At 36.6% G+C, this 17,129-nt stretch carries 16 protein-coding genes; 8 read left to right on the forward strand and 8 right to left on the reverse strand.

From position 1 onward, the window contains the following. Positions 1-92 precede the first annotated feature (92 nt). The 5 genes from QW060_RS00445 to QW060_RS00465 all read left to right on the forward strand — a co-directional run bounded on the left by QW060_RS00445 (position 93) and on the right by QW060_RS00465 (position 7,652). Positions 93-770, forward strand: a complete 678-nt coding sequence (locus tag QW060_RS00445; protein WP_290361764.1) for a response regulator transcription factor — start codon at positions 93-95, stop codon at positions 768-770. Between the two features lies 1 nt (position 771). Next, positions 772-2,121: a sensor histidine kinase gene (locus QW060_RS00450; protein ID WP_290361765.1), complete on the forward strand. Its 1,350-nt coding sequence runs from the start codon at positions 772-774 to the stop codon at positions 2,119-2,121. Positions 2,122-2,192: 71 nt separating this feature from the next. After that, a complete protein-coding gene (locus QW060_RS00455; RefSeq protein ID WP_290361766.1) occupies positions 2,193-3,455 on the forward strand; it encodes a TolC family protein in 1,263 nt (420 codons plus the stop codon). 1 nt (position 3,456) lies between these two features. Next, on the forward strand, positions 3,457-4,557 hold the full coding sequence (locus tag QW060_RS00460) for an efflux RND transporter periplasmic adaptor subunit (RefSeq protein ID WP_290361767.1): 1,101 nt from the start codon (positions 3,457-3,459) through the stop codon (positions 4,555-4,557). Between the two features lie 2 nt (positions 4,558-4,559). Further along, a complete protein-coding gene (locus tag QW060_RS00465) occupies positions 4,560-7,652 on the forward strand; it encodes an efflux RND transporter permease subunit (protein ID WP_290361768.1) in 3,093 nt (1,030 codons plus the stop codon). 124 nt (positions 7,653-7,776) lie between these two features. Here QW060_RS00465 and QW060_RS00470 read toward each other — a convergent pair whose 3' ends face one another. Next, positions 7,777-8,004, reverse strand: coding sequence for a hypothetical protein (locus tag QW060_RS00470; RefSeq protein WP_290361769.1), 228 nt, complete (start codon positions 8,002-8,004; stop codon positions 7,777-7,779). 43 nt (positions 8,005-8,047) lie between these two features. Then, the gene (locus QW060_RS00475; RefSeq protein WP_290361770.1) at positions 8,048-8,641 is read right to left on the reverse strand and encodes an LURP-one-related/scramblase family protein; all 594 of its coding nucleotides are present in this window, start codon (positions 8,639-8,641) and stop codon (positions 8,048-8,050) included. A gap of 242 nt (positions 8,642-8,883) precedes the next feature. Here QW060_RS00475 and QW060_RS00480 point away from each other — a divergent pair, with 242 nt between their 5' ends. Both QW060_RS00480 and QW060_RS00485 read left to right on the forward strand, forming a co-directional pair. Beyond that, the gene (locus tag QW060_RS00480; RefSeq protein ID WP_290361771.1) at positions 8,884-9,582 is read left to right on the forward strand and encodes an HAD family hydrolase; all 699 of its coding nucleotides are present in this window, start codon (positions 8,884-8,886) and stop codon (positions 9,580-9,582) included. Next, on the forward strand, positions 9,575-10,474 hold the full coding sequence (locus tag QW060_RS00485; RefSeq protein ID WP_290364654.1) for a histone deacetylase family protein: 900 nt from the start codon (positions 9,575-9,577) through the stop codon (positions 10,472-10,474). The genes QW060_RS00480 and QW060_RS00485 overlap by 8 nt, the downstream gene beginning before the upstream one ends. On the opposite strand, the gene QW060_RS00490 is transcribed toward QW060_RS00485, so the two are convergent. The 4 genes from QW060_RS00490 to QW060_RS00505 form a co-directional block, all read right to left on the reverse strand. Beyond that, positions 10,466-11,758 (reverse strand): mechanosensitive ion channel family protein, encoded by a 1,293-nt coding sequence (locus QW060_RS00490; RefSeq protein ID WP_290361772.1) that lies wholly within the window; start codon positions 11,756-11,758, stop codon positions 10,466-10,468. The genes QW060_RS00485 and QW060_RS00490 overlap by 9 nt on opposite strands. A gap of 87 nt (positions 11,759-11,845) precedes the next feature. Continuing rightward, positions 11,846-12,016 carry a hypothetical protein gene (locus QW060_RS00495; RefSeq protein ID WP_290361773.1) on the reverse strand — a complete coding sequence of 57 codons (171 nt, stop codon included), beginning with the start codon at positions 12,014-12,016 and terminating at the stop codon, positions 11,846-11,848. 47 nt (positions 12,017-12,063) lie between these two features. Then, complete coding sequence (locus QW060_RS00500) at positions 12,064-12,945, reverse strand: OmpA/MotB family protein (RefSeq protein WP_290361774.1); 882 nt, start codon at positions 12,943-12,945, stop codon at positions 12,064-12,066. 10 nt (positions 12,946-12,955) lie between these two features. After that, on the reverse strand, positions 12,956-13,717 hold the full coding sequence (locus QW060_RS00505) for an exodeoxyribonuclease III (protein ID WP_290361775.1): 762 nt from the start codon (positions 13,715-13,717) through the stop codon (positions 12,956-12,958). Positions 13,718-13,884: 167 nt separating this feature from the next. Here QW060_RS00505 and QW060_RS00510 point away from each other — a divergent pair, with 167 nt between their 5' ends. Then, positions 13,885-15,699: a lysophospholipid acyltransferase family protein gene (locus tag QW060_RS00510; protein ID WP_290361776.1), complete on the forward strand. Its 1,815-nt coding sequence runs from the start codon at positions 13,885-13,887 to the stop codon at positions 15,697-15,699. 91 nt (positions 15,700-15,790) lie between these two features. On the opposite strand, the gene QW060_RS00515 is transcribed toward QW060_RS00510, so the two are convergent. Next, positions 15,791-16,132 (reverse strand): TM2 domain-containing protein, encoded by a 342-nt coding sequence (locus QW060_RS00515; protein ID WP_290361777.1) that lies wholly within the window; start codon positions 16,130-16,132, stop codon positions 15,791-15,793. Positions 16,133-16,173: 41 nt separating this feature from the next. Then, a complete protein-coding gene (locus tag QW060_RS00520; protein WP_290361778.1) occupies positions 16,174-17,109 on the reverse strand; it encodes a 2-hydroxyacid dehydrogenase in 936 nt (311 codons plus the stop codon). Positions 17,110-17,129: the final 20 nt, after the last annotated feature.

Genomic DNA, 17,129 nt, shown 5'->3' on the forward strand with positions numbered 1-17,129 from the left:
TTGTATTTTATTTATATTGAATTCAAGAAAGCGATATGAAAGTGATTTTTAAATGTGAAATTAACCGGACAATAATTAACTTTGAATAAAAAATGCAAATTTTATTATTAGAAGACGATGAGAGAATCAGCTTTTTTCTTGTAAAAGGACTGGAAGAAAATGGCTATCAGGTTACATTGGCAACTTCTGCTGAAGAAGCCCGTAGTCTTTTTGATAATAATCACTGGAATATTCTGATTGTAGATATTATGCTTCCGGGTATAGATGGTATCCAGTTTATAAAAATGCTTCGATATAAGAATATTCTGACTCCGGTTATCGTAATCAGTGCATTGAATGATACAATGGATAAAATTACAGCTTTGGATCACGGTGCGGATGATTATCTGGTTAAACCCTTTCACTTTGATGAGCTGCTTTCGAGGATAAAAGCCCTGACGAGACGAGTGAAATACCAGACGGCACAAACCGTGAAAAATGAATTGATATGCGGCGATCTCCGTATTGATCTTGATCAGTATAAGCTGTATAAAAGAGAACAGCTGATTGAACTATCACCAAGAGAGTTCAAGCTTCTGCATTACCTCGCACAGCATAAGAACAAAGCCCTGTCGAGAACTCAGATTCTAAATGCTGTATGGGGCATCGATTTTGAGAATAATACTAATGTGGTGGATGTTTATATTTCTTATCTTCGGCATAAGATCGAGTCTCCGACGGATAAATACATCTACACTGTAAAAAGTGTAGGTTATATGTTACAGGAATAAAATGAAACTACGCAAGCGTCTGACCATATTGTCATCTATTACTTTCGGGGTTATATTTCTTATCGCTTCGACAATTATTTATGGGCTTTTTTATAAGACGAATGAAACCAGCGTCATTAAAAACCTCAAAAAAACAGCACTTGTCACAGGGATTTATTATTTAGAAAAAGATGAACAGTCTTTACAAGAACATAACAACATCCGAAGGGAATTCGAAAACCTTATCAGCAGAGATGATATTGCTGTTTTTGATGAATTCGACGAAGTTGCGTATGGAAAGATGGTAAATGATTCTGTGATACGCCCTTTTGATCTCAATCAGGTTCGCAAGAAAAAAGAGCACGTCATAAATACCAGAAACGATTTTTATTACGGTTTGTATTATGCCGATAATCAAGGTGACTTTGTGGTTTTTGTAAAAGAAAATAAAGATGTTTTTAACACGCTGATGAACCGGTTACTGTATATTTTGGTTATCGTCCTCGTTCTTGGCTTGTTCATTATTTACCTTCTGTCCCGTTTTTTAGGGAATATGGCCTATGAACCCATACAAAAAATCATTGATCAGGTCAGACAAAAAGAAATAGACCGATTAAATGAGCCCATCAGGCTACAGCAATCCTACAGTGAAATTCAGGAACTGGTAGAAACGTATAACGATCTTATGGCAAAAGCTTCAGAAACCTTTGTGATTCAGAAAAATTTTATCAATTACGTTTCTCATGAATTTCGAACACCATTAGCTGCAATTTCCGGCTCATTGGAGGTTTTTTCGCAAAAAGACCGTACTCCCGAAGAATATCAGGAAGTAGCCTCCCGATCTATTGAAAGGGTAAAAGAGCTGGAAGAAATACTGAATAATATGTTGCTATTGTCAGGAGCCATCAATTCAAAAGATTTCATGTTTTTCAGAATTGATGAAATCATCTGGAATATAGTAGAAGAAGTAACGGTTTCTCTAAAAGCCCATATTCATGTCGATTTTAAGGTAGAAAATGTTGGTTTGTTATCGGTCAAAGGCAACGAAAAACAACTACAGCTTGCTTTGTATAATCTCATAGAAAACGGCTTAAAATATTCAGAAAATAAACCTCTTTCTATATCCCTGTCTGAAAAGGAAAACAAATTGCATCTTGTGATTAAAGATGAGGGCATCGGTATTGATGAAAATGATCTGCCTTATATACAGCAGACATTTTACCGAGGAAAAAATGTAGGCGATATAAAGGGCAGTGGCATAGGCTTGTCTCTGGCTTCCACCATTTTTAAAATTCATCAGATAGATTTTAAAATCATTACTTCTAATCAGGGAACAGAAATTCATCTGCAATTCAACCCACCCCTGTTCTAATCAAACTCTAATGTAACTCAAATTTACCTGTAATGTAAGGAAAGTAACTTTGCTGAAAATTATATAGTAAAGTGAAGAAATACGTTTTTATTTTATTGTTTTTATCGGGATTTCAGGTGAGTTTCTCTCAGAAGAAAATCTCAAAAGAAGAAGTCGAACGCACCTTTCTGGAAAACAATTTTGAACTTATAAGCCAGAAATTTGCTCTGGAGCAATCACAGGCAGAACTTATTCAAGCCAGACTTTGGGCCAATAATCCAAATCTTACCATTGGAGAAGTCAATTTATGGCGTAACAATCCGCATGAAGAAATGCCTTATCTTTTTGGAAGATATGGTAAAACACAGCAGGTTAGTCTTGAACTTGAACAAGTTATTGAAACGGCAGGTAAGCGTAAAAAACGCATTGCCTTACAACAGGTGCATACTCAGAATGCTGTACTCAATTTTGAAGAACTGTTGCGCAATCTCAAATTTAGTCTCAGAAGTACTATTATCGAGCTGGAAAAAATACAGTTGGAAGAACAGTTGCTCAAAAATTCACTGGACATATTTGAAGATTTGCTGATTTCTTATAAAAAACAATCGGAACTCAAAAATCTTAGCAGAGCCGATTATTTGCGGATACAAACGGAATATATACAGTTCAAAGAAGATTATACTTCCTTACTCTCAAATAAAAACAATCTGGTTTATGACCTAAAGGTTTATTTAGGAGATACTACTGAAGATTCTTTTGAGATCTATCAGCCTCTTATGGTTTCTGATAAACTTTCAAGAAAACTTCCTATGGATCTCGTAGAAGAAGCGCTTGCCAACCGATCGGATTTTAAGCTCATAAAACAGCAAAAAGAAATCGCTCATAAAGAGTTAGATATCGAAAAGGCAGCACGAATTCCGGATGTTACAGTAGGTTTAGGTTACGATAGAGGAGGTAATATTATGCAGGATTTTGTAGGGCTCAGTATTAGTTTTGACCTGCCTCTGCTGAATAAAAATCAGGGTAATATCCGAAAAGCACAGGTTGAAATAGAGAAGTCGTTCAATGAAGAACGGAAAATGAATAATGAGATTGTAAACGAAGTAAACCGACTCAAAAAACAACTCATTATTTACGAATCTGTTTTAAAAGAGTACACAGATGAAGATCAGCTGTCGGTTACTGAAATGATGAATAATTATGTGAAAAATTTCAAACAGAGCCGTATCAGTCTTATTGAATTTCTTGATTTCTCAGACTCATATCTTAAATCACAACAGGCTTTTCTGAACCAGAAAGAACAATACCTGAAAACATTTGAAGAATTACAATTTATCGTAGGAAAAGATTTATAAAATGAAAAAACAACTCATATACTCAAGTTTACTATGCACGGTTTTGCTGCTGAACAGTTGCCGCAATACAACCGAAGCAACAACAGAATTACCGGCTACACCAGAATACTGTCTGCATAAAGATTTTAAAGAACTCATAGCAACGGAAACACTTCAAAAAAGAGCCATTGCAGAAACATTAACATTAACCGGAAATATTGCTTACAATGAAAATGATGTAGTGGCTTTTAAGAGTCTTTTGGGTGGTGTGGTAGAAAATGTTGCTTTTGAGTTGGGTGATTATGTAAAAAAGGGACAGGTGCTGGCAACCGTTCGCAGCAGTGAATTAAATGAAATCACACAGGAGAAACGCAGTCTTGTAAACCGCATCAGTTTCTTACATCATGAACTCAAAACCAAACAGTCGCTGCTACAGGATGGTATGATTTCATCATCTGAATACGAAAATGCAAAAACGGAATATGAAAATGCAAAAGTAGAAATGCAGCGTATTGATCAGAATCTGAGTATGTACAATGCTACATCTGACTCGGGTCTTTTTCAGATAAAAGCACCTAAAGAAGGATATATTGTACAGAAAGAAATCTCTATGGGTTTGAATATATCTGCATTGGAAGAGCCTTTGTTTACCATTTCAAACCTGAATCAGATTTGGGTAATGGTAAATATCTATGCTACCAATCTGCAGCATGTAAAAGAAGGCGCAGCGGTTAAAGTGCGAACACTGGCATACCCTGACGATCTTTTTGATGGAAAAATAGATAAGATATATAATGTGTTCGATGATAGCGAACGCGTATTAAAAGCACGTGTTTTACTGCAAAATACAGCATTGAAATTAAAACCTGGAATGAGTGCCGATATTATCATTGAAAAAAATCCTTCTTCAGAAACAGCAATTGCCATACCGAATGATGACATTGTTTTTAGCAATAACAAACAATATGTTATTATCTATAAATCGGATTGTGATCTTGAGATACGCCTTGTAAAACCTTACGCCAGTAATCTTGAATATACCTATGTTCTGGAAAACTTTAAAGAAGGTGAAAAGGTGATCAGCAAAAATGAATTGTTACTTTTTGAAGAATTGAATAAATAATTATGCAGAAGTTTGTACAAAATATCGTTGCTTTTTCCCTGCGGCATTCCCTGCTCATATTGTTTGCAACACTGGCTTTATTATTAGGTGGTATCTACAGTTATATCCATACTCCCATTGAAGCGTTCCCTGATGTTACCAATACACGAGCACGTATTATTACCCAGTGGCCGGGAAGAAGTGCTGAGGAAATAGAGAAATTCATTACGTTGCCTATTTCCAAAGAAATGAACACCATTCCTAAAAAATCAAATGTACGCTCAATTTCTCTTTTCGGATTATCAGTCGTTACCGTACAGTTTGATGATGATGTTGAAGATTTTTATGCACAGCAATATGCTTCTAACAGACTTAATGGTGTTGATTTACCCGAAGGAGCCGATGCTCAGATAGAACCGCCTTATGGAGCAACCGGAGAAATCTTCCGATACATTATTAAAAGTGATCTGCCGATAAAAGAGATTACTGCAATTCAGGACTGGGTTATAGAACGCGAACTCGTTGCAGTTCCGGGAGTTGCTGATGTGGTTAGTTTTGGTGGAGAAGAAAAAATTTATGAAATAAAAATCAATCCTACAGAACTCAACAATTATAATCTTTCTCCGTTAGATGTGTATGAGGCCGTATCAAAATCCAACATCAATGTAGGCGGTGATGTGATACAACAGGGAAATCAGGCGTATGTGGTACGAGGTGTAGGGTTGCTGGATAAATTAGAAGATATTGAAAATATTACTGTAAAAGTAAATGGTTCAACTCCTATTCTGATCAAACACATTGCAGAGGTAAAAATCGGCAGTAAGCCAAGACTTGGACAGGTGGGCTATAATGAACAGGATGATGTGGTTGAAGGAATTGTAGTCATGTTGCGTGGAGAAAATCCGAATGAGGTAATTGAACGGCTTAAAGAAAAAATAACAGAGCTCAATGAACGGATTTTACCGGAAAATGTAGAGATAGTGCCTGTTGTAGATCGTACCAAGCTGGTAGATATTACCGTGCATACCGTAACTAAAAATCTTATAGAAGGTATTATTCTGGTGTCCATCATCGTATTCATCTTTTTATATAACTGGCGTACAACTTTTATTGTAGCATCCGTAATTCCTCTGGCATTTCTATTTGCTATTATCATGTTGAGAATTCAGGGGTTGCCTGCCAATCTCATTTCAATGGGGTCACTCGATTTTGGACTCTTACTGGAAGGAACCCTTGTCATTGTAGAGCATGTATTTGTTTCGCTTGTTCTGGTTTCTGAAAAGATAGGCATGAAGCGTTTCAACAAAATTTCTAAATTGGGGATTATTAAGAAAAGTGCAGGGAGTGTGGCAGGATATATCTTTTTTGCGCTGATGATTCTTATTGTAGCATTGCTGCCCATTTTTTCTTTTCAAAAAGTAGAAGGTAAAATGTTTTCGCCTTTAGCATTTACACTGGGATATGCTCTACTGGGTTCACTGATTCTGAGTCTTACCTATGTTCCTGCTATGTGTAAGTATCTTTTAACCAAAAATATAGAAGAAAAAGAAAATAAAATTTCGCGGTTTTTCAGAACTACTATTTATAAATTGTTTGACTTCTCTTTTCGTCATAAAAAAGCAACCATTGGTGTTTTTGTTTTTATTCTCGTGGTATGTGGTGTAAAATTCAGCCATTACGGATCGGAATTCTTACCTAAATTAAACGAAGGGGCTATTTATGTAAGAGCAACACTGCCTAACAGTATCAATCTGGATGAATCGGTAAAGCTTACGAAAGAGATGAAAACCTTGTTGCAGAATGATTTTGAAGAGATTGATTTCATCATGACACAGACCGGACGGCCAAATGACGGGACTGATCCAACGGGTTTCTTCAATATTGAGTTTAATATTCAATTAAAGCCTGAGAGTGAATGGAAACGAAAAATTTCGAAAGAAGAGGTACTCAATGATATGAGGAACAAACTGAACAAATATCCGGGTATAACATTTGGATTCAGTCAGCCGATTCAGGATAACGTTGAAGAATATGTAGCCGGTGTAAAGAGTGCTTTGGTGATTAAAATTTTCGGTGATGATCTGTATGATCTTGAAAAAATGGCAAACAAAGTAGCCGCATCTATTAAAGATGTAGACGGAATTACCGATATCAATGTTTACAAAAATATAGGATTGCCGGAATTGAGAATTCAATTGCATGATTCTAAGATGGCAAGATATGGTGTGAATACTGCTGATGTACAGTCGGTTATTGAAATGACCATCGGAGGTCAGTCGGCCACAAAGTTTTATGAAAACGAGCGTATGTTTGATGTGATTTTGCGTTTCGAAAAGCAGTATCGGGATACTCCGGAAAAAATTGGTGATATTCTCATTCCTACAGCTGATGATAAGAAGGTGCCGCTAAGCGAGATCGCCACTATTGGTTATCAGACAGGGCCAGCATTCATTTACAGAGAAGGTAATACACGCTATATCGGAGTCGGATTCAGTATCGAAGGAAGAGATTTGGGAAGTACCATTGCTGAAGCAAAAGCAAAAGTTGCCAAAGAGGTAAAGCTGCCTAAAGAAAATAATATGGAATGGGCAGGTGAGTTTGAAAGTAAAGAACGTGCTTCTAAACAATTAATGACGGTAGTACCGATTTCTCTGGTATTAATTCTCATGCTGCTATATGCTAATTTCGGAAATTTGAAAGATACAATCATCTCAGCCATTACATTGCCATTTGCTTTTATCGGAGGATTTCTTTCCCTGTGGATCACAGGAACGGTGTTTGGAATTTCTGCCGGAATAGGATTTATTATTTTATTCGGAGTAGCGACCATTGACGGAATCGTACTTATCGGAGTTATGAAGGAGCATCTGAAACATAAAGACGATCTTATTACAACGATTAAAGAATCGGTAAAAAGCAGAATCCGTCCCGTGGTAATGATTGCATTGATGGGGTCTATGGGATTGTTACCTGCTGCCTTGTCATCAGGAATGGGATCAGAAATACAAAAACCTCTGGCCATTATGATTGTAGGCGGGTTGATTTTCTGTCTGATATTATCTTTTACTGTATTACCAGTGATCTTTTATTACGCATACCGCAGAAAAGTTGCATAGTAGTTTTTTAATAAATAGTAATTGTTAATTCCAGCCCTGATTATATCAGGGCTTTTTTTAAATTAGATATGAGCTACTATTTCAGAAATAAAAAAAACGACTACTGAAAAGTAGTCGTTTACATTTATTTTTTCTTATTGATCAGTTTGATGATCGCATAACTGAGTAAACTGACGCTTAAGCCTGCAACGGCACCCAGCGTTTTACTTTGTCCGGTAAGTTTAGCAACCGCTATTCCGGCTGCAGCTCCGGTAGTTGTAAGAGCCAGACCATCTTCAAGACATGATTTTACATTGTCTTCCAGCGTTGGCTTTTCATAAAAATCGTATACTTCTTCGGTTTGATATTCCATAACTTTTCTTTTTTAGCTACATAAAGATAACGTATTTTTAAGTTTATCCACGGCGTCTTTCTAAAATTAACATCATTTTTAGACTTAAGAGAATCAGATCTTCCGGTAATTCTTTTGCTGTTGTTTTTGTGAGCTCAAATTTTCTTCCGAAAAAAGAAGGCTTTTTGGAAAGGGTAAAAAGAACCTGATTGTTGAGGTCTTTTACATCATATTTCGGGTTGAACACATAGCCTGATAAAACGCCAATCAATGGAATCTCTCCAAACATACTGTCTATTACTTTAACCCAGGCATTGCGTTCTCTGATGACAAATTTATGTTGGTCATGCGCATCAAATATCTCATATTTTGATTTCCAGATAGATGCCCATCCTTTGCGGGCTACCTTTCCAAGGTTTTCCTGTTTGTGGTTTGTGATGGCATAAGCAGCCGAAAAATCAATCCATTTGTTGGCTTTGATTTTATGGGTTTGACTTGATTTAGTTTCATCACTGTAAATATCAACCTCATCAACAAATTTGAACATTTTTTGACGCACATAAGAAACGGTGCGATTTTGTGCATCCGTGACAACAAAGTCATTGGCAAGTGTAGTAACCTTAAATTTAAGGTTCAAAGGATAATGATAGGTATTCATAGCTTAAAAATTTTAGTAAATATAGTATTTTAAAGGTATTCGTATTATGCACTTTGCAGAACTATTTCTGATAGGCAGTCAACAGTTAAGTTTTTATTCTTTCCTTTTCTATTCCAATATGTGGGGTTAATTAAATATTTCTTTTTATATAAAAAGAGGAGATTATATTTAAGAAATCACAGCTACATGAGTTTTGCTTATAGCCATAGATTTTTAGTACTTTTGGTATACAAAACAAAGATATGAAAAATTATAGAATTATTGCTTTTGATGCGGATGATACGCTTTGGATCAACGAACCTTTTTTTGAAGAAGCAGAAAATCGTTTTTGCGCTCTTATGGAAGATTATCTGTCAAAGCAAAGTTTATCACAGGCCCTTTTTAAAACACAGATAAACAATCTGGATTTATACGGATACGGAATCAAAGGCTATATTTTGTCAATGATTGAGACGGCTCACAATATTTCTGAAGGCAAAGTATCTTCTAAAATTACAGATAAAATACTGGCCATCGGAAAAGATTTGCTACAAAAACCTGTTATTTTACTGGATGGTATTGAAGAAACCATCAAAGAACTATATGGAGATTATACATTGATTGTAGCAACAAAAGGAGACTTAAAAGACCAGCATCGCAAATTGCATTTATCAGGTTTGGGCAGCTATTTTCATCATATTGAAGTCATGTCAGAAAAAGCAGTGTTGGATTATGAAAAACTTCTGAAAAGATTAGAGACACCTGCTGAAGAATTTCTTATGATTGGTAATTCTCTGAAATCAGATGTATTGCCCGTGCTGGATATCGGAGGTACAGCAATTCATATTCCGTTTCATACCACCTGGGCTCATGAGCGTATTGACCATGAGATCCAGCATCCGCATTTTTATACGGCAAAAAGTCATTGGGAAGTTAAAGATATCATTCGTAAAAATGTTTAAAATTGCTTTCCATCCTTTGTATAAGCACCCGGTTCCGGATAATCATCGTTTTCCGATGGCGAAATATGAACTCTTACCACAGCAGTTATTATATGAAGGGGTAGTGCAAAAAGAACAGTTTTTTGAGCCGGATTTTCCTGATCTAAAATCGATATATGCGGTACATGATAAAATGTATGTAACCGATTTTATAAATCTTAATTTAGACGCACGTGCTGCGCGTAAGGTAGGTTTTGTACAAAATAAACAACTTGTAGAACGCGAATTACTTTTAGTTCAGGGTACGATAGACGCTGCTTTAATGGCATTGAATGATGGTGTTGCGTTTAATATTGCCGGGGGAACGCATCATGCGTTTTCCGATCGCGGAGAGGCATTTTGTATGCTTAACGATCAGGCTGTAGCGGCCCGTTATCTCATTGACCATCATGAAATAAAGCAGGTGCTTATTATTGATCTCGATGTACATCAGGGAAATGGAACCGCTGAAATATTCTCAGGCTTTCAGCCTGTTTTTACTTTTTCGATGCATGGAAAAACCAATTATCCTTTCAAAAAAGAACAGTCAGATCTGGATATTGCTCTGGAAGACGGAATAGACGATGCAACCTACCTTCAGATATTAAACGACATATTACCCGATCTTATAGAAAAAATCAAACCAGATTTTATTTTTTATCAGGCAGGAGTAGATATTCTGGCATCAGATAAATTAGGTAAAATCAATTGTACTATTGAAGGTTGTAAACAACGTGATGCACTGGTTTTTTCTTTGTGCAAAAAACACAATATTCCGGTACAGTGTAGTATGGGTGGCGGATATTCACCTCATCTTTCTACTATTTTACAGGCACATGCCCACACGTATAAGGTCGCAAAAGATCTATTCTAAACTGTTTTTGAAGTTAAATTTCCTTACATCATCTGAAGCGGGCAACTCAAATATTTCGAGGTCAAAAAATTTGATAGCAGCGAATAAGTGGTCAAATAAATCAGCCATAATACCTTCATAAACGGCCCATTCCGTAGTATTGGTAAACATATATAGTTCCAGCGGAAGTCCATGTTCGGTAGGTTGTAAATGCCTTACCATCAGATGGTATTGTTTGTGAATATTCGGGTTTTTTCCGGCATATCGCTTTACATATTCTCTAAATAAGCCAATATTGGTCATCTTACGTCCGTTTACCGGCATAGTTGCATCTGCAAGTGTGGCTTCGTTAAATTGATCGATTTCTGACTGACGTTCCTCAATATAAGGTGCCAGTAACTGTATTTTTTTAAGTTTTTCGATTTCTTCAGGTTGTAAAAAACGGATAGAAGACATTTTGATATTAATAGCTCTTTTGATACGTCTTCCCCCTGATTTCTGCATGCCCCGGTAGTTTTTAAACGAATCACTGATGAGCAGGTAAGTAGGGATGGTAGTTATGGTTTTATCAAAATTCTGAACTTTTACTGTGCTCAGATTAATTTCCAGAACCGTTCCATCGGCTCCGAATTTACTCATCTCTATCCAGTCGCCTACACGTACCATATCATTGGTAGACACCTGAATACTGGCAACAAATCCTAAAATAGTGTCTTTGAATACAAGCATCAGAATGGCAGATGCCGCTCCCAGAGATATTAGAAACTCCCATGGCGAATTTCCGGTAAGACTTGAAAAAATAATGATTCCACAGATAAAAAAGACAACAATTGTGATTACCTGAAAGTAACTGTCAAGGGGTTTATCAGCATATCTTTTTTTTGTTTTTAAAGTATCTTTCACTGTTCTGAAAATACCATTGATGAGCAAAGCAAAATTGATGATGAGTAAAATATCCGTCAGTTTTAAAGTTGCTTTTGTCCAGTTTGGAAAGCCCATAAAAATCAATGGAAGCAATTGCTTTGCAATAAGTATAGGAATCAGATGGCAAAAATACTTGAGAACCTTATTGTGGATCAGAAAATCATCAAATCGTGTAGGACTTTTGCGAATGTAACGGATCATAAGAATCATAAAAACCCTTCGGAGCAGATAATCTACCCCATAGAGAAGCAGAGCTACAATAGTGATGAGCAACAGCGAATTGATGACATGTGCCACCTGAACGCTGACTCCGTTGTCAATAAGCAGGTCTAAACTCCAGGAATAAAAAGAACTTTGAACGTTTTTTGTAATGATCTCCATTGAATACTATTTTGCTGTTTTTGCTAAAATACAAACTTCCTGCCGGAGGCCCAGACAGAAAAGGATAATAAATCGTTAAAGTCTGTATTAGGACTGTTTTTTCTTTTGCTTTCGATCCAGAAAAATTTTATTTAAAACGGTGAGAATGGCTCCGCCGACACCTATCCAAATAGATTGTTCCCAGGGTTGTTTTGCAAAATAATGCAACCCTGCTATCATGATAACGGCTACTACAATTCCTTCAATAAGATATTTCATTTTTATACTTGTAAAAAAGGGAGCAGTTTAAACTCCTCCCTTACTGATTAAATTTCGTTCAACATTTTTGATATTTCATCCAGTTTTGGTGTGAGGATGACTTCAATTCTACGGTTTTTTGCTTTTCCGTCTGCATTGCTGTTACTCGCAATCGGAGAAAACTGGCTGCGTCCGGCTGCGGTCAGATTTTTCTTGTCAATACCATTGTTTTGTTCCAGTATGTTTACAATAGCAGTGGCTCTTTTAGTAGAGAGGTCCCAATTGTTATTGATACCGCCACCCAGGTTTCCTACAATTTTATCATTATCGGTATGACCTTCAATCAAAATAGCGATTTCAGGATTTTGTGCCAATACTTTTCCAAGTTCTTCTACTGCATTTCTTCCTTCATTGCTAACTGCCCAACTGCCTGAATTAAACAAAAGTTTGTTTTCCATTGATACATATACCTTTCCGTTTTTCTGTTCTACAGTAAGACCTTTGCCTTCAAAAGCATACAGTGCTTTCGACAGTGATTCTTTTAAACGTTTCAGATTGGCATCCTGTGCTGCAAGCTTTCTTTCGAGTTCGTTGACACGACTCGTACGCTCACTCAGGTCTCCTTTTAATTTATTCAATCGTTCTATTTCAGCTTTTATGGCAGCATCACTGTTGGACTCCAGATCACTGTAGTTTTGTTTGAGCTGATTGTACAATACAGAAAGCTTATCGCGTTCTTCGATGGCTTTTTCCAGCTGGGACTGGAGACTACCGTTAGACGTTTCGGCATTTTCTGCTTTGTCTTTATACATGTGAATCTCATCCGACAATCGGTCTTTTTCTTCCATACAGTTTTTATACTGAGCATCGAGTTCGTTGTATAATTTTCTTGTGACACACGAAGAAAGCAACGTGAGTCCTAAAAGTGATAAAGTGATTTTTTTTATCATGATGTTGTTTTTATTCAATTTCTATTCCTACCGGACAATGGTCAGAATGTTTTGCTTCAGGTAATATATAGGCTCTCTTGATACGGTCTTTCATGGATTCCGTTACCAAATGATAGTCAATTCTCCAGCCTTTGTTATTATTGCGGGCATTTGCACGGTAACTCCACCAGCTGTAATTGTGTGGTTCCGGATGAAACATTCGGAACGTATCTAAGAATCCGCTTTTCATAAACTGATCCAGCCATTCGCGTTCTTCAGGTAAAAAACCTGAAACTTTAGCATTTCTGATCGGATCGTGGATGTCTAAAGCCGTGTGACAAATGTTGTAATCACCGCAAATAATCAGATTTGGAATTTCCTTTTTGAGCGTATCTACATACCGTTGAAAATCATCCATATATTGAAACTTGTATCCTAGACGGTCCATATTTGTTCCGGAGGGAAGATACAGGCTCATGACAGAAAAATCTTCAAAATCTATGCGGAGGTTACGTCCTTCGCGATCCATATAATCAATACCCGTACCATAAACGATGTTCTTTGGTTCTTTTTTCGATAAGATAGCAACTCCGCTGTATCCTTTCTTTTCAGCTGAAAAATAATACTGAAACGGATAGCCCGCAGCAGTGATCTCCAATACAGGAATCTGATTATCTACTGCCTTAATCTCCTGAAGACAAATTACATCCGGATCAGCTGCTTTTAACCATTCCAGAAAACCTTTGGTAATGGCTGCTCTAATTCCGTTAACATTATAGGATAATATTTTCATTATGTAGGATTTTGAGTTCAAAAATAAACAATAAAACAACAAAAAGGGTTTAAAGAGTTAAACTCTAAGGGATTTTAGCTTTTTTTTAGTATTTTTTTTGGTATGGTTTTAGATAAGTTAAAACAATATTAAAATGATTACTATATTTGTAGATAAAACATGACTGCATGGGCTTAGTGACTGCCAAGGAAATTTCAAAAGCTGTAAAATTAGATAAATATGGTTTTTTAGGTACTTTTTCAGGTTGGATGTTGATGAAAGTACTGAAAATTTCAAAATTAAATGAAATTTACGACCGTAATAAACATCTTAAAGACGTAGAGTTTTTGAATGCTATTTTAGGAGAATTTAAAATCGAGTTTGAAATTGATCCTGAAGAACTTAAAAGATTACCTAAAGAAGGACCTTATATAACTATTTCTAACCATCCTCTCGGTGGTGTAGATGGTATTTTATTATTAAAATTAATGCTGGAGCGTGATCCTAATTATAAGATCATTGCCAACTTTTTATTGCACCGTATAGAGCCTCTTAAGCCGTATATTATGCCTGTAAATCCTTTTGAGAATCACAAGGGTGCTAAATCAAGCGTAATCGGAATTAAAGAGACTTTACGACATCTCAGTGATGGAAAGCCTTTGGGGATTTTTCCCGCAGGAGAGGTTTCTAACTTTGAAGAGGATAATGAAATTGTCGATAAAGAATGGGAAGAGGGGGCTTTAAAAGTAATAAAGAAAGCAGCTGTGCCTGTTGTTCCGATTTATTTTCATGCAAAAAACAGTCGGTTATTCTATTTCTTATCCAAGCTGAATCCAACCTTACAGACTGCCAAGTTGCCTTCTGAACTGCTGACGCAGAAAGATCGGGTAATTAAGGTACGCATCGGAAAACCTATTCCGGTTGCGGAACAGTTGGAACATGGAAGTACTATTGAAGAATTTGGACAGTTTTTACGACATAAAACGTACCTTTTAGCCAATGCTTTTAAAAAGAACGAAGACAAAAAACTCATCAAGGTTCCTTCTTTTAAATTGCCACCACCACCACCGGAACAGATTGTAGTACCGGCTTTACAGGAAAAAATGATTCAGGAAGTTACGGAACTCCGAAAAGGAGATTACCGTCTGCTGCAAAGTAAAAACTATGAAGTGTTTCTCGTAGAAGCCGATAAAATTCCGAACATATTACACGAAATCGGACGCTTGCGCGAAATTACTTTCCGTGCAGTGGGTGAGGGAACCAATAACTCCATTGATTTAGACGAATATGATACCTATTATCATCACATGTTTTTATGGGATGATGAAACCAAACAAATAGCGGGTGCCTACCGTATGGGCTTAGGAAAAGAAATTTTTAAAAAATACGGCATTAATGGTTTTTATTTACAGGAACTTTTTAAGTTTGAGCCCGAGCTGTATTCCATGATGGAAAACTCCATAGAAATGGGAAGAGCGTTTATCGTTTCTGAATATCAGTTAAAGCCTATGCCCTTATTTTTGTTATGGAAAGGAATTGTACATACCACGCTGCGGTATCCTTCTCATAAATATCTGATAGGCGGAGTGAGTATCAGCAATCAGTTTTCTGATTTTTCAAAATCGCTTATGATCGAGTTTATGAAATCACATTACTATGATCCGTATGTAGCACAGTATATAGCGCCTAAAAAAGAATATAAAGTAAAACTGAAAGACGCTGACAAAGACTTTGTTTTTAATGAAACAGAGGCTGATTTAAATAAATTTGACCGACTTATTGATGAAGTTGAGCCGGGAAATCTCCGCCTACCTGTACTTATAAAAAAGTACATCAAACAAAACGCAAGAGTAGTTGCTTTTAATGTAGATCCTCTGTTTAATAATTCTGTTGACGGTCTTATGTATATTCGTATAGCAGATTTGCCTGAAAGTACTGTAAAACCGGTTATGGAAGAGTTTCAGTTAGAACTCGAACGCAAATTGTCAGAAAAGCTGGATTAGCCAGCAGTTCTCATAAAAGAAATTGCCCGCATAAAGCGGGCAATTTCTTTTATGTCGCATCAACAGATGAATTTCTTTTTAAAGCTGATTTTTAAAACCACGCTTTTTTACGGATCATATAGGTGTTGTAAAACTCTTCATCTGATCTGGTAAGGTAAATAATACCTTCTACAAGACCGATAATGCTCGTAGCAAATAAAAAGATATATCCTACCAGAAAACATGCGGTCATATAGCCTACTACGCTGATAACGAGTAAAATAATACCTTCGTTATTGTAGCCTAAAATAAATTTGTGAATTCCTAAATGCCCCAGTAAAATAGCAATTATTCCTACAAGAATTTTTTTGCTGTTGGCATCCTGAGGTTGCGGGCCATTATTAAAATTATAGTTGGGCTGATTTGGCGGTGTGTTTGGGTTTTGTACTTCCATAGTTTTTTTATTTCAAAAATAAGGATATAAATGATTTGTTGTTAGAATTTCTCAAGGATTTTATTTACAATGATTTGTGCCAGCTTTTCCTTACTTTCATGTGTCCAGCCTGCAATATGCGGTGATAACAATACGTTTTCCGCTTTGAGAAGATACTGAAACGGTTCAGGGAGTTCCTGTGATTCGAACATATTTTCGAAAGAAGATTTTTCATATTCGAGCACATCCAGTGCGGCACCTTTTATTGTTCCATCTCTTAGTGCATCGGTTAGGTGAGCAGTATTTACAGACTTGCCCCTTGCAGTATTGATAAACCAAAACGGCTTTTTGAAACCCCGGATAAATTCATTGTTTATGAGGTGATAAGTCTCAGGTGTTTGTGGTGTATGAAGGCTAACGATATCTGCTTCCTGTTGCAAGATCTCTAAACTTACCTGTTGTGCATTTTCATCTCCGATATTTTCTTTGATATCATAAAAAAGAACGTTACAGTCAAATCCCTTCAGTCGTCTTGCAAAAGCTTTACCCATAAATCCATATCCGATAATGCCTACGGTTTTACCTTCCAGTTCCATTCCTCTGTTTTCTTCACGCAGCCAGATACCATTGCGCACTTCTTTGTCTACAAGATTCAGACGGTTTATGAGCGACAACAGCATTCCCATAGCGTGCTCTGCCACTGCTGTACGGTTACCTTCCGGAGCAGCAATGAGTTCAATGCCTTTGCTTTTGGCAAAATCACAATCAATATTTTCGAGTCCGGCACCAACACGACCAATAAATTTAAGATTAGCAGCTGCTTCTAAAAAAGAACGGTCGATCTGAAAACGACTTCTTATGATAAGTCCGTCATAAGCTCCGATGATATCCTGAATCTGTTCTTTAGATAGCGTATAGGCTTCGTAGTTTTCAAAACCTGCTTTGTTCAACTGTTCTATCATCAGCGGATGGTTTGTGTCGATATGTATTATTTTCATGGAAAATGTACTATTAATAA

Source organism: Paenimyroides ceti, assembly GCF_030409925.1.

Bases quoted from the DNA above. Each gene is read 5' to 3' on its own strand.
- QW060_RS00445 (WP_290361764.1), top strand. From the start codon at position 93: ATGCAAATTTTATTATTAGAAGACGATGAGAGAATCAGCTTTTTTCTT.
- QW060_RS00450 (WP_290361765.1), top strand. From the start codon at position 772: ATGAAACTACGCAAGCGTCTGACCATATTGTCATCTATTACTTTCGGG.
- QW060_RS00460 (WP_290361767.1), top strand. From the start codon at position 3,457: ATGAAAAAACAACTCATATACTCAAGTTTACTATGCACGGTTTTGCTG.
- QW060_RS00465 (WP_290361768.1), top strand. From the start codon at position 4,560: ATGCAGAAGTTTGTACAAAATATCGTTGCTTTTTCCCTGCGGCATTCC.
- QW060_RS00470 (WP_290361769.1), bottom strand. From the start codon at position 8,004: ATGGAATATCAAACCGAAGAAGTATACGATTTTTATGAAAAGCCAACG.
- QW060_RS00475 (WP_290361770.1), bottom strand. From the start codon at position 8,641: ATGAATACCTATCATTATCCTTTGAACCTTAAATTTAAGGTTACTACA.
- QW060_RS00480 (WP_290361771.1), top strand. From the start codon at position 8,884: ATGAAAAATTATAGAATTATTGCTTTTGATGCGGATGATACGCTTTGG.
- QW060_RS00485 (WP_290364654.1), top strand. From the start codon at position 9,575: ATGTTTAAAATTGCTTTCCATCCTTTGTATAAGCACCCGGTTCCGGAT.
- QW060_RS00490 (WP_290361772.1), bottom strand. From the start codon at position 11,758: ATGGAGATCATTACAAAAAACGTTCAAAGTTCTTTTTATTCCTGGAGT.
- QW060_RS00495 (WP_290361773.1), bottom strand. From the start codon at position 12,016: ATGAAATATCTTATTGAAGGAATTGTAGTAGCCGTTATCATGATAGCA.
- QW060_RS00500 (WP_290361774.1), bottom strand. From the start codon at position 12,945: ATGATAAAAAAAATCACTTTATCACTTTTAGGACTCACGTTGCTTTCT.
- QW060_RS00505 (WP_290361775.1), bottom strand. From the start codon at position 13,717: ATGAAAATATTATCCTATAATGTTAACGGAATTAGAGCAGCCATTACC.
- QW060_RS00510 (WP_290361776.1), top strand. From the start codon at position 13,885: ATGGGCTTAGTGACTGCCAAGGAAATTTCAAAAGCTGTAAAATTAGAT.
- QW060_RS00515 (WP_290361777.1), bottom strand. From the start codon at position 16,132: ATGGAAGTACAAAACCCAAACACACCGCCAAATCAGCCCAACTATAAT.
- QW060_RS00520 (WP_290361778.1), bottom strand. From the start codon at position 17,109: ATGAAAATAATACATATCGACACAAACCATCCGCTGATGATAGAACAG.